The sequence below is a fragment of the Enterobacter sp. JMULE2 genome, from assembly GCF_013337145.1.
GTDB classification, from domain to species: Bacteria; Pseudomonadota; Gammaproteobacteria; order Enterobacterales; family Enterobacteriaceae; genus Enterobacter; species Enterobacter mori.
This window is the reverse complement of sequence record NZ_SGWD01000013.1, coordinates 190,606-203,467: the sequence shown is the minus strand read 5'-3', so window position 1 is coordinate 203,467 and position 12,862 is coordinate 190,606. Positions and strand designations below refer to the sequence as shown.

9 protein-coding genes are annotated in these 12,862 nt (G+C 53.1%); 4 read left to right on the top strand and 5 right to left on the bottom strand.

Annotation, left to right across the window (positions count from 1 at the left end; all coding sequences use genetic code 11):
• The first annotated feature begins 17 nt into the window (after nt 1-17).
• Nucleotides 18-641 carry a thiol:disulfide interchange protein DsbA gene (gene dsbA / locus EXW94_RS13180; protein WP_010436806.1) on the top strand — a complete coding sequence of 208 codons (624 nt, stop codon included), beginning with the start codon at nt 18-20 and terminating at the stop codon, nt 639-641.
• A gap of 23 nt (nt 642-664) precedes the next feature.
• Here the strand turns inward: dsbA and EXW94_RS13175 are convergent, their stop codons facing one another.
• Nucleotides 665-1,573, bottom strand: coding sequence for an acyltransferase (locus tag EXW94_RS13175; RefSeq protein WP_174340291.1), 909 nt, complete (start codon nt 1,571-1,573; stop codon nt 665-667).
• Between the two features lie 439 nt (nt 1,574-2,012).
• Between EXW94_RS13175 and polA the strand changes: the two genes are divergently transcribed.
• Nucleotides 2,013-4,805, top strand: coding sequence for a DNA polymerase I (gene polA / locus EXW94_RS13170; protein ID WP_174340290.1), 2,793 nt, complete (start codon nt 2,013-2,015; stop codon nt 4,803-4,805).
• Nucleotides 4,806-5,117: 312 nt separating this feature from the next.
• Here the strand turns inward: polA and yihA are convergent, their stop codons facing one another.
• Entirely contained in the window at nt 5,118-5,747 is a 630-nt protein-coding gene (yihA, locus tag EXW94_RS13165; RefSeq protein WP_010436812.1) for a ribosome biogenesis GTP-binding protein YihA/YsxC, read from the bottom strand.
• A 579-nt stretch (nt 5,748-6,326) separates the two neighbouring features.
• On the opposite strand from yihA, the gene yihI reads away from it, so the two are divergent.
• Both yihI and hemN read left to right on the top strand, forming a co-directional pair.
• Entirely contained in the window at nt 6,327-6,842 is a 516-nt protein-coding gene (gene yihI / locus EXW94_RS13160) for a Der GTPase-activating protein YihI (RefSeq protein ID WP_089600439.1), read from the top strand.
• A gap of 188 nt (nt 6,843-7,030) precedes the next feature.
• A complete protein-coding gene (gene hemN / locus EXW94_RS13155) occupies nt 7,031-8,404 on the top strand; it encodes an oxygen-independent coproporphyrinogen III oxidase (protein WP_174340289.1) in 1,374 nt (457 codons plus the stop codon).
• Between the two features lie 93 nt (nt 8,405-8,497).
• On the opposite strand, the gene glnG is transcribed toward hemN, so the two are convergent.
• The 3 genes from glnG to glnA all read right to left on the bottom strand — a co-directional run bounded on the left by glnG (nt 8,498) and on the right by glnA (nt 12,551).
• Complete coding sequence (gene glnG / locus EXW94_RS13150; RefSeq protein ID WP_042716381.1) at nt 8,498-9,910, bottom strand: nitrogen regulation protein NR(I); 1,413 nt, start codon at nt 9,908-9,910, stop codon at nt 8,498-8,500.
• An 11-nt stretch (nt 9,911-9,921) separates the two neighbouring features.
• Nucleotides 9,922-10,971, bottom strand: coding sequence for a nitrogen regulation protein NR(II) (gene glnL, locus EXW94_RS13145; RefSeq protein ID WP_010436825.1), 1,050 nt, complete (start codon nt 10,969-10,971; stop codon nt 9,922-9,924).
• A gap of 170 nt (nt 10,972-11,141) precedes the next feature.
• Nucleotides 11,142-12,551 (bottom strand): glutamate--ammonia ligase, encoded by a 1,410-nt coding sequence (glnA, locus tag EXW94_RS13140; protein WP_010436828.1) that lies wholly within the window; start codon nt 12,549-12,551, stop codon nt 11,142-11,144.
• Nucleotides 12,552-12,862: the final 311 nt, after the last annotated feature.

Here is a 12,862-nt window from a genome sequence, read left to right as displayed (position 1 = left end):
CCAGGAGAGAGTTGATCATGAAAAAAATTTGGCTGGCGCTGGCAGGTATGATTCTGGCATTTAGCGCTTCTGCTGCACAGTTTACCGATGGTAAGCAGTACATTACGCTGGACAAGCCAGTTGCCGGAGAGCCACAGGTTCTGGAGTTCTTCTCGTTTTATTGCCCACACTGCTATCAGTTCGAGCAGGTGCTGCATGTCTCTGACAACGTGAAGAAAAAGCTGCCGGAAGGCACCAAAATGACGAAATACCATGTTGAGTTCCTGGGCCCGCTGGGCAAAGACCTGACTCAGGCGTGGGCGGTAGCTATCGCACTGGGCGTGGAAGATAAGATCACCGCCCCAATGTTTGAAGCCGTACAGAAAACCCAGACCGTTCAGACCACTGCGGATATCCGTAAAGTATTCGTGGATGCCGGTGTGAAAGGTGAAGAGTACGATGCCGCATGGAACAGTTTCGTGGTGAAATCACTGGTTGCCCAGCAGGAAAAAGCGGCTGCTGACCTCCAGCTTCAGGGCGTTCCAGCGATGTTTGTTAACGGCAAATATCAGCTGAACATGCAGGGCATGGACACCAGCAGCATGGATATCTTCGTACAACAGTATGCTGATACCGTGAAATATCTGGTTGAGAAGAAGTAAGATTGTTGATGTAAAAACGCCGGTCAATGACCGGCGTTTTTGTAAGAAGCTTTAATGTTGTCTATCTGCTCGTCTTTCTCTATCCAGAGCGTATTAAGCCAAAGCTGGAAACGACGTTTAAAATTCTTATCGTTAACGTAATCACCGTGCAGTTCCGTCTCAACAGGAACCAGATCAACGTGAACCACAATACGCGTCAGTTTGCCGCTGAGCATGTCATAAAATGGCGTCTTATCGTTCTCCGGGTAGCAAAGCGTAACGTTCAATAATTTATCGAACTGCTCGCCCAACACGTTCAATGCCATCGCAATGCCCGCAGCTTTAGGCGGCAGTAAGTGCTGATAAGGGGAGCGAGTCTGACTGCGCTTCTCTTCGGTAAAACGAGAGCCTTCTACAAAGTTAACAATCGTCGTTGGATGCGCACGAAATTTTTCGCAGGAGCGGCGTGTGGTTTCCACATCTTTACCGCGGCGTTCCGGGTGACGAAGTAAATAGCTGCGTGAATAGCGTTTCATAAACGGCATATCCAGCGCCCAGCAGGCCAGGCCAATGAAAGGCACCCAGGCCAGTTGTTGTTTCAGGAAATATTTATTCATCGGGATATGTTTGCGAAACAGCACACATAACACCACGATGTCAGCCCAGCTGTGATGATTGCAGATCAGCAGATACCAGTTCTTTTTGTTGAGTCTTTCCAGACCCTGAACATCCCACTTCAGGTGCGGGTTAAGGCGCAGCAGAATCGCCAGCCCTTCGCACCAGCAATACATCATAAAATTACAAAACGCAGAAACGGCTCGCCACACCGAGTGCACAGGCAGCAGCAGCTTAATCATTCCGGCAATAATGATCGGCACTGAACAGGCGATAGTCACCAGAATGGTTAAAATGATGCTTAACAGTAGTGTTATTGCAGCGAGAAATCTCGACATAATCAGTATTTTCAGGTGGTTAGCTTAAATTAAGCCGCCGCATATGCGGCGCAGGGCGCTGAGTTTATCAGAAAACAGACTAAAAAATGGTGCTTTCACACAGCGGGGGAGCGGCTTTTACCTGCTACAGCAGATATGTCTGCGATGACGGAATAAACGAGGCTTATATCCACATAGACTAAATTGTCATCAATTCGTGATATGGATAATGAGTACTAACTTAATGTGATGATAATAAACAATAAATTATATAATGGGATAGGATTTTTACGGCTGTTATTCATATGTAGTGAAAGTATGCACAAACTTATCCACAGTTTGATTTTTGCGAGCGATCCTCTCGATCGCAAAATCTTTTCCTGTATCAGGCGCTAATAACTGATGTTTTCATCCTTCTGTGGCATCCTTTACCCATAAATTGATTAAAGGCACGGACATTATGGTTCAGATCCCAGAAAACCCTCTTATTCTCGTCGACGGCTCTTCTTACCTGTATCGGGCATACCATGCGTTTCCTCCTCTGACCAATAGCGCAGGGGAACCCACCGGCGCAATGTACGGCGTGCTGAACATGCTGCGTAGCCTGATCCTTCAGTATCAGCCAACCCATGCGGCAGTGGTCTTTGATGCAAAAGGTAAAACCTTCCGCGACGAGTTGTTTGAGCATTACAAATCCCATCGTCCGCCGATGCCTGACGATCTGCGAGCACAGATCGAGCCGCTGCACACCATGGTGAAAGCGATGGGGCTGCCGTTGCTGGCCGTTTCTGGCGTTGAGGCCGACGACGTTATCGGCACGCTGGCGCGTGAAGCCGAAAAAATGGGCCGTCCTGTACTGATCAGCACCGGTGATAAAGACATGGCGCAGCTTGTGACGCCAGGTATCACCCTGATTAACACCATGACCAACACTATTCTGGGGCCTGAAGAGGTGGTCACTAAGTATGGCGTGCCGCCTGAGCTGATTATTGATTTCCTCGCGTTGATGGGCGACTCCTCAGATAACATCCCTGGTGTGCCGGGCGTCGGTGAAAAAACCGCGCAGGCGCTGCTTCAGGGGCTGGGTGGGCTGGATACGCTCTACGCGGAATCGGATAAAATCGCCGGGCTCACCTTCCGTGGTGCGAAAACCATGGCGGCGAAGCTGGAAGATAACAAAGAGGTGGCTTATCTCTCTTATAAGCTGGCCACAATCAAAACCGATGTCGAGCTGGAACTGGGCTGTGAGCAGCTGGAAGTGCAACAGCCTTCCGCTGACGATCTGCTGAGCCTGTTTAAGAAATACGAATTTAAGCGCTGGATCACTGACGTGGAAGCCGGTAAATGGCTGCAGGCAAAAGGTGCGAAACCTGCCGTGAAGCCGAAAGAGACGATTGTTGTGGATGCTGAAGAGCAGGCAGAGGAAGAGGTCGTCGCGCTCTCCTTCGACAACTACGAAACCCTTCTTGAAGAGTCACAGCTGGTCGCCTGGATCGAGAAGCTGAAAAAAGCGCCGGTCTTTGCCTTTGACACCGAAACTGACAGCCTCGATAGCATCTCGGCCAACATGGTGGGCCTGTCATTTGCCACCGAACCGGGCGTTGCGGCCTATGTCCCTGTTGCACATGATTACCTGGATGCGCCGGATCAGATCTCCCGCGACCGCGTCCTTGAGCTGTTGAAGCCGATTCTCGAAGATGACAAGGCGCTCAAAGTTGGGCAGAACCTGAAATATGACCGCGGCATTCTGCAAAACTACGGTATTGAGCTGCGCGGCATCGCCTTCGACACCATGCTGGAATCCTACATTCTGGACAGCGTGGCAGGCCGTCATGATATGGATTCCTTATCTGACCGCTGGCTCAAGCACAAAACCATTACGTTTGAAGAGATTGCCGGAAAAGGTAAAAATCAGCTCACCTTTAACCAGATTGCGCTGGAAGAGGCGGGTCGTTACGCGGCGGAAGACGCCGATGTGACGCTGCAGCTGCACCTGAAGATGTGGCCAAAGCTGCAAAAGCAGGAAGGCCCGATGAACGTATTCCAGCATATCGAAATGCCACTGGTGCCGGTGCTGTCCCGCATCGAACGCAACGGCGTAAAAATCGATCCAACGGTGCTGCATAACCACTCGGGTGAACTGGCGCAGCGTCTGACCGAGCTTGAGCAAAAAGCCCATGAGCTTGCCGGAGAGCCGTTTAACCTCTCTTCACCGAAGCAGCTGCAAACCATTCTGTTTGAAAAGCAGGGCATCAAGCCGCTGAAGAAAACCCCTGGCGGCGCGCCATCAACCTCTGAAGAGGTGCTGGAAGAGCTGGCGCTGGATTATCCACTGCCAAAAGTTATCCTCGAGTATCGCGGTCTGGCGAAGCTGAAATCGACCTATACCGATAAGCTGCCGTTGATGATTAACCCGAAAACGGGGCGTGTGCATACCTCATATCATCAGGCGGTTGCTGCAACCGGGCGTCTCTCGTCGACCGATCCCAACCTGCAGAACATTCCTGTGCGCAATGAAGAAGGTCGTCGTATTCGTCAGGCCTTTATTGCGCCAGACGATTATCTGATTGTCTCTGCGGACTACTCACAAATTGAGCTGCGCATTATGGCGCACCTGTCGCGTGATAAGGGCTTGCTGACCGCGTTTGCCGAAGGGAAGGATATTCACCGGGCTACGGCCGCTGAAGTCTTTGGCCTGCCGCTGGAGAGCGTGACAAACGAACAGCGTCGCAGCGCGAAAGCGATTAACTTCGGTCTGATTTACGGGATGAGCGCCTTTGGCCTGTCACGCCAGCTCAACATTCCGCGTAAAGAGTCGCAGAAGTATATGGATCTGTACTTCGAGCGCTACCCGGGCGTACTGGAGTATATGGAACGCACCCGTGCGCAGGCGAAAGAGAAAGGCTACGTTGAAACGCTGGATGGTCGTCGTCTGTATCTGCCGGACATCAAATCCAGCAACGCGGCGCGCCGTGCAGGCGCAGAGCGTGCGGCTATCAACGCCCCAATGCAGGGAACCGCTGCTGACATCATCAAGCGTGCGATGATCGCCGTGGATGCCTGGCTGGAAAAAGATAAACCGCGCGTGAAAATGATCATGCAGGTACACGATGAACTGGTGTTCGAAGTGCACAAAGACGATCTTGAAAAAGTGTCTCAGAAGATCCACGAACTGATGGAAAGCAGCATGAAGCTGGACGTTCCGTTGCTGGTGGAAGTGGGGAGTGGCGAAAACTGGGATCAGGCTCACTAAGGGTTCATGGAATAACGCGCGTTTTATGTAAGTTAGCAACATAACGACGTGCGTTTTGTGACAATCATTAGAATTCCCTATGTAAAGAATGAAAAAAAACTACAAAAAGTGCTTTTTCTACAGATAAAAAAGGGGTAGAGTTAACGACGTAGGGTACAGAGGTAAGATGTTCTATCTTTCAGACCTTTTACTTCACGTAATCGGATTTGGCTGAATATTTTAGCCGCCCCAGTCAGTAATGACTGGGGCGTTTTTTATTGCGGCAAAGAAAATGTCAGGCAAAAAAAAGCGCGGACATTGCCGCGCTCATATTTACTCTTCTTCCGCTTCTGTCGCGGGTTCCAGCTCGTTAAACCAACTGTCGAGCTTCTGACGCAGTTTATCCACGCCCTGTTTTTTCAGCGAGGAGAATGGCTCAACCTGCACATCACCGTTAAATGCCAGCACCGCTTCGCGAACCATATTCACCTGTGCTTTTCGCGCACCGCTAGCCAGCTTATCGGCTTTGGTCAGCAGAACCAGCACGGCGATATCGCTCTCTACAGCCCAGTCGATCATCTGCTGATCGAGATCTTTCAGCGGATGGCGGATATCCATCAGCACCACCAGACCTTTCAGGCACTGGCGTTTTTCCAGGTACTCACCCAGCGCACGCTGCCATTTGATCTTCATCTCTTCAGGTACTTGCGCATAGCCGTAGCCCGGTAAGTCGACCAGGCGTTTGCCTTCTGCAACTTCAAACAGGTTGATCAGCTGAGTACGGCCAGGTGTTTTTGAGGTGCGCGCCAGGCTCTTCTGATTGGTCAGCGTATTCAGGGCGCTGGATTTTCCCGCATTGGAGCGGCCAGCGAATGCCACTTCAATACCCGTATCGGAAGGCAGGTGGCGAATATCAGGCGCACTGGTGACAAAATGCGTCTGTTGGTAGTTCCAGGTAGTCACGTGGTCGTCTCCAAAAATCGTAATCTGCGGGGGATTATACCTGAATGCGGGCAAAAGGCTTTTCCCATCGTACCAGGCCTGTAAGCGAAAACCCTCTAATGTGTAAGAGATCGGCTACAAACGCTATGGGACATTTAAGAGAAATCGCAGGTGTTTAAAAATGCAAACTATTAAATATCATAGACTTGATAGTGAGTAATAATCCGAAAATCCGTTTTTGTACCCTTTCGTTGCTTGTTAGTTTAAGGGAAAAAGGTAAAGTGTGCGTCAAGGCGAGGATGCCAACAGGATTACGACTTAAGGATAAGGGTCAGGAGCGCCAGGAGGCGAAGACTCAGGATTGTCAGGATGACGGGCGCCTGGAGGCGTTTTTACAGGAAACGGAACCGTATCACGGACGGTATTTGCCAAGGGATAAACAGGGTTTGTTGTTGGTAAACATGGAATGTCTGGCCCGCTAAGGGTTGTGAGTCAGGAAAAAAGGCGACAGATTGCTCTGTCGCCTTTTTTCTTTGCTTGCTTTCTGCTAGATTTCGCCGCAATTCTATACTGAATAAAACGGCTTAAAGATAAAACATCATGAAAAAACCGACCACCGCAGCGGGCGCGAAACGCCCAGCAAAAGCACGCCGCAAAACGCGCGAAGAACTGAACCAGGAAGCGCGCGATCGCAAACGCGATAAAAAGCATCGTGGCCATGCTGCGGGTAGCCGTGCAAGCGGTAGCGGTGCAACGGGTGCTTCTGCAAAAGGTAAGGCGCAGAAAGATCCCCGTATCGGCAGTAAAACTCCCATTCCACTGGGCGTGACAGACACCCCGGTCACTAAGCAGCACAAACCAAAGAGCGAGAAACCTATGCTTTCACCGCAGGCTGAGCTGGATTTGCTGGAGAACGATGAGCGCCTGGATGCGCTGCTGGAACGTCTTGAAGAAGGTGAAACCCTGACCGCAGAAGAACAGTCATGGGTTGATGCCAAACTGGACCGCATTGATGAGCTGATGCAGAAGCTGGGCCTGTCATACGACGATGACGAAGATGAAGAAGAAGACGAGAAGCAGGAAGATATGATGCGTCTTCTGAAGGGTGGAAACTAACATTTGCACCCGGCAGGCTCAATAGTCCTGCTTATAACCCTTCCGGTTATATGTTATCTGGTGTGGTTATTCGTTAAACTACGGCGGTTGTCGCGGCGACATCAGTGGCTGCGCACCCGAATGATGGCTCGCAATGGGGCCAGACCGGGCCGCCGTAAACGAACGCGACACCAACGGAAGGAGTGAGCATGTCAGCACCAACTATCGACTGGGATTTGGCCCTAATCCAGAAATATAACTATTCCGGGCCGCGTTATACTTCATACCCCACCGCGCTGGAGTTCTCCGATGCTTTCGGCGAGGCGGATTTTCAGCAGGCCGTCGCGCGCTATCCCGAGCGTCCGCTGTCGCTCTATGTCCATATTCCGTTTTGCCACAAGCTCTGCTACTTCTGCGGATGCAATAAAATCGTTACCCGCCAGCAGCACAAAGCCGATCAGTATCTTGATGCGCTTGAGCAGGAAATCCTGCACCGCGCGCCGCTGTTTGCCGGTCGTCACGTCAGCCAGATTCACTGGGGCGGCGGCACGCCAACGTACCTGAATAAAGCGCAGATCAGCCGTTTGATGGCGCTGCTGCGCGGCAACTTTAATTTTAACGACGACGCTGAAATCTCGATCGAGGTCGATCCGCGCGAAATCGAGCTGGATGTACTGGATCACTTACGCGCCGAAGGTTTCAACCGCCTGAGCATGGGCGTACAGGACTTCAACAAAGAGGTGCAGCGTCTGGTCAACCGCGAGCAGGACGAAGAATTTATCTTTGCCTTACTCAACCACGCGCGTGATATCGGCTTTACGTCGACCAATATCGACCTGATTTACGGCCTGCCAAAGCAAACGCCGGAGAGCTTCGCCTTCACGCTGAAGCGCGTGGCTGAACTTAACCCGGACCGTCTGAGTGTCTTTAACTATGCGCACCTGCCGACGCTGTTTGCTGCTCAGCGCAAAATCAAAGATGCCGATCTCCCTTCTGCTCAGCAGAAACTGGATATTTTGCAGGAAACTATCACCTCGCTGACCGAAACCGGTTATCAGTTTATCGGGATGGATCACTTTGCCCGTCCGGATGACGAGCTGGCGATTGCCCAGCGCGAAGGCGTTCTGCACCGCAACTTCCAGGGCTACACGACGCAGGGCGATACCGACTTGCTGGGGATGGGCGTCTCGGCCATCAGCATGATTGGCGACTGCTACGCGCAGAACCAGAAAGAGTTAAAACAGTATTATCAGCAGGTTGATGAAACGGGCAACGCGCTGTGGCGCGGCATCGCGCTAACCCGCGACGACTGCATCAGACGCGATGTGATTAAGGCGCTTATCTGCAATTTCCGTCTCGATTTCAGTGACGTGGAAGCACAGTGGAATCTGACCTTCAGCGATTATTTTGCAGAAGATCTGAAGCTGATTGCCCCGCTGGCCAAAGATGGGCTGGTGGATGTTACTGAGGGTGCCATTGAGGTCACGCCGAAAGGGCGTCTGTTGATCCGTAATATCTGCATGTGCTTTGACGCCTATCTGCGTCAGAAAGCGCGCCTGCAGCAGTTCTCGCGGGTTATTTAGACCGTTTTGCCGGGTGGCGGCTTCGCCTTACCCGGCCTACAATGCGCACTTTCGTAGGCCGGGTAAGCGAAGCGCCACCCGGCACTGCCAAAATCACTCCATTCCCAGCTCTTTAAGCTTGCGCGTCAGGGTATTACGTCCCCATCCCAACAGGCGAGCAGCCTCCTGCTTATGGCCCTGCGTGTGACGAAGCGCGGTGGTTAACAGCGTACGCTCCATCTCAGGCTGAGCTTCAGACAGCAGGTTTTGATGACCGGAACGCAGTGCGCGGTCAGCCCACTGCGCCAGCAGCGTTGCCCAACTGTCCGGCAGCGCGTGACCGGTGCTGCTTTCAGGTGCAGTGGCTTCAAACAGCTCAGCGGGTAAATCCTGAATCAGCACTTCCTGTCCGGCGGCCATCACGGTTAACCAGCGACAGGTGTTTTCCAGCTGGCGCACGTTGCCCGGCCACGCAAGTCGGGTGAGGGCGGCATCGGTTTCCGGGTGAAGCTGCTTGGCCTCCACGCCAAGCTCGCGGGCTGCCACCTGCAGGAAATGACGCGCCAGGCGGGGAATATCTTCCCGGCGCTCGCGCAGCGGCGGCAGGTGAACGCGGATAACGTTCAGGCGGTGGAATAAATCCTCACGGAATTTTCCCTCCTGCACGCGCAGCTCCAGGTTCTGGTGCGTCGCAGCGATAATGCGCACGTCCACCTTCACCGGCGCATAGCCGCCCACGCGGTAAAACTGCCCGTCGGCCAGCACGCGCAGCAGGCGGGTCTGAACGTCCAACGGCATATCACCGATTTCATCCAGGAAAAGCGTCCCGCCGTCAGCCTGCTCAAAGCGCCCCTGACGAATAGTATTCGCCCCGGTAAACGCCCCTTTTTCGTGGCCGAACAGCTCGGACTCAATCAAATCCTTCGGAATGGCCGCCATATTCAGGGCGATGAAGGGCGCTTTAGCCCGCGGGCTATGGCGATGCAGTGCATGGGCAACCAGCTCTTTACCGGTACCCGATTCGCCGTTAATCAATACGCTGATGGACGAACGCGACAGACGCCCGATGATGCGAAACACATCTTGCATCGCAGGCGCTTCACCGATGATGTCCGTAGTGGGGCCAAAATCGGGCGCATTACGAGGCTGCTGTTGTTCCTGGTAGTGGCTGATGGCGCGTTCAACCAACGCCACCGCCTCGTCGATATCAAACGGCTTTGGCAGGTAATCAAACGCCCCTTGCTGGTAGGCGCTCACTGCGGCATCCAGGTCGGAGTGCGCCGTCATTATGATGACCGGAAGCATTGGGTGGCGTTGTTTGATCTGCTTTAAAAGCGCCAGCCCGTCCATTCCCGGCATGCGAATATCCGAAAGCAGAACATCTGGCGTTTTGGTGGTGAGTGCGTCGAGCACCTCGCTGCCGCTCTCAAACGTCGTGCAGCTTAACCCCGCCCCAGTGAGCGCGCGTTCCAGCACCCAACGGATGGAGCTATCGTCATCGACTACCCAGACTATCCCTCGTTGCATAAACGTCACCTTTATTTTTTAATCGGCAGGAAAACCGAAAACTCGGTATGTCCCGGCCAACTGGTAAATTCAATTTTGCCAGAGTGTTGGTCGATCAAACTGCGGGCAATGGATAACCCCAGCCCGGTGCCGCCTTCGCGGCCGCTGACCATCGGGTAAAACAGCGTGTCCTGCAGATGCGGCGGGATACCCGGACCGTTATCTTCAACGTCGATGCGTGCCGCCAGACGATAGCGCACGCCGTGCAGCGTGAGCTGGAAGGCGGTGCGGGTACGTAAAATAATCTCGCCCCCTTCCGGTCCCAGCGCCTGTAGCGCGTTACGTACAATATTCAGCAGAACCTGTTCAATCTGGTCCGGGTCATGCGCCAGTTCCGGCAGGCTTGGGTCGTAATCGCGCACCAGCGTGACGTTCTCTGGCAGTTCCATCGAGACGAGCTTCACCACCCGCTCCGCCACTTTATGAATGCTTTCAGAGACGTGCATGCCCGGCTGCTGCGGCCCAAGAAGACGGTCTACCAGATTCCGCAGACGGTCGGCCTGCTCAATGATGACGTTGGTGTACTCCGCCAGCGCGGGGTCGGGCAGCGCCTTGGTCAGCAGCTGTGCTGCACCGCGTAAGCCACCCAGCGGGTTTTTTATCTCATGCGCCAGGCCACGCACCAGGTCACGAGCGGCAATTTGCTGCGCATGCTGAAGCTGCTCCTGGCTGAGCCGACGCTGATTATCCATCGGCGCCATTTCCAGCAGGATCAGTCCTTCGGGAAGACGTTGCGCGGTAAGAGAGAGAATATGTGAACGCCCGTCGATCACCAGTGTCACTTCGTTATCGGTGAACCCCTGTCCGGCCTGCAAACTCTCCTGCATCAGGCCAATATTCAGCGAAAAATAGCTCAACAGTTCAGGAAGCGGGGTGCCAAACAGCTTGCGTGAGCTCTGGGCGAGCAATTGCTGCGCCGCCGGGTTGGCGTAATGCACCGCCAGCTCGTCATCGACCAGCAATATACTGTTAATTAAGGAATTGAGGATCTGCCCAGCATCGGGCAGCGTGCCAGTTGCCATTCAGCAGTCTCCTGGAGTTGGTTGCACTAATTTAGTGCAGTATAGCTTTTTCGGCGTAAAAAGCGCGTCAGATCAGGTTGTTGGTGGAGAAAAAAGCCCATCCGGAGATGGGCTAAAAGTTTCCACGGCAACTACTCCCGACGTTTATCACGCCGGGTAAAACAACTCGATTAAACGCTGTAGTACAGTTCGAACTCAACCGGATGCGGAGTCATACGCACGCGGTCGTTCTCTTCGATACGCAGCGCGATGTAAGCGTCGATAGCTTCATCGGTGAACACGCCGCCAGCCGTCAGGAACTCACGGTCTGCGTCCAGCGCGTTCAGTGCTTCTTCCAGAGAGCCTGCAACCTGTGGGATCTCTTTCGCTTCTTCTGGCGGCAGGTCATACAGGTTTTTGTCCATGGCTTCGCCAGGGTGGATCTTGTTCTTAATACCGTCCAGACCGGCCATCAGCAGTGCTGCGAAGCACAGGTATGGGTTAGCCGCTGGGTCCGGGAAGCGAACTTCGATACGACGCGCTTTCGGAGAAGCAACAACCGGGATACGGATAGAAGCAGAACGGTTACGGGCAGAGTAGGCCAGCATCACCGGTGCTTCGTAGCCTGGGACCAGACGCTTGTAGGAGTTAGTGGTTGGGTTCGCCAGGGCGTTGATCGCTTTAGCATGTTTGATAACACCACCGATGTAGTGCAGCGCCTGCTCGGACAGACCGGCATATTTGTCGCCAGAGAACAGGTTGGTACCGTTCTTGGACAGGGACATGTGGCAGTGCATACCGGAACCGTTGTCGCCAAACATTGGTTTTGGCATGAAGGTCGCGGTTTTACCGAAACGGTGCGCAACGTTGTGCACAACGTATTTGTAGATCTGAATCTCATCCGCTTTTTTGGTCATGGTGTTGAAGCGGGTAGCGATTTCGTTCTGGCCAGCGGTCGCCACTTCGTGGTGATGCGCTTCCACAACCAGGCCCATCTCTTCCATGATCAGACACATGGTAGAACGGATGTCCTGTGAAGAATCGACCGGAGGAACCGGGAAGTAACCGCCTTTCACGCCAGGACGGTGACCTTTGTTACCACCTTCGTATTTGGTGGAAGAGTTCCATGCGCCTTCGATGTCATCGATAGCCACGTGGGAACCTGAAATTGACGCGCCGAAGCGGATGTCGTCAAACAGGAAGAACTCTGGCTCTGGCCCGAACAGAACGGTGTCCGCGATGCCGGTAGAACGCAGGTACTCTTCAGCGCGTTTCGCGATGGAGCGTGGGTCACGATCGTAGCCCTGCAGCGTGCCTGGCTCGAGGATATCGCAACGGATGATAAGGGTTGGCTCTTCGAAGAACGGGTCAATGAGCGCAGTGGTTGCGTCTGGCATCAGAACCATGTCGGATTCGTTAATGCCTTTCCAGCCACCAATGGAGGAGCCGTCAAACATTTTGCCTTCTTCAAAGAATTCGGCGTTCACCTGATGAGCAGGGATTGTGACGTGCTGTTCTTTACCTTTGGTATCGGTGAAGCGCAGATCAACAAACTTCACTTCATGTTCGTTCAGCATCGTCAAAACGTGTTCAGCGGACATACTTAACTCTCCAGATTGGTCATTGTCGTCGTGGTAACGAGGTCTTCAACTTCTATCAAGGTGGCTGTGATGCCATCTTTTTGCCGTATTTTTATAAAGCGAAATCTGTGCCAACTTTTAAAACACCCCAAAAAGGCGTTATCATGCGCACCATAGTGCAAAAGGGCTGCACCACAATGGATTTGTTGCACCAGTATAGTGCTTCAATGTGAACATTGAGCACCATATTGGTGCAATTTACGTTAAAGTGCCCTTTTACCGCTCCGTGAAAGCGATCACAAAGCATCTCTGCAATACTTGTTTGCGGGGGA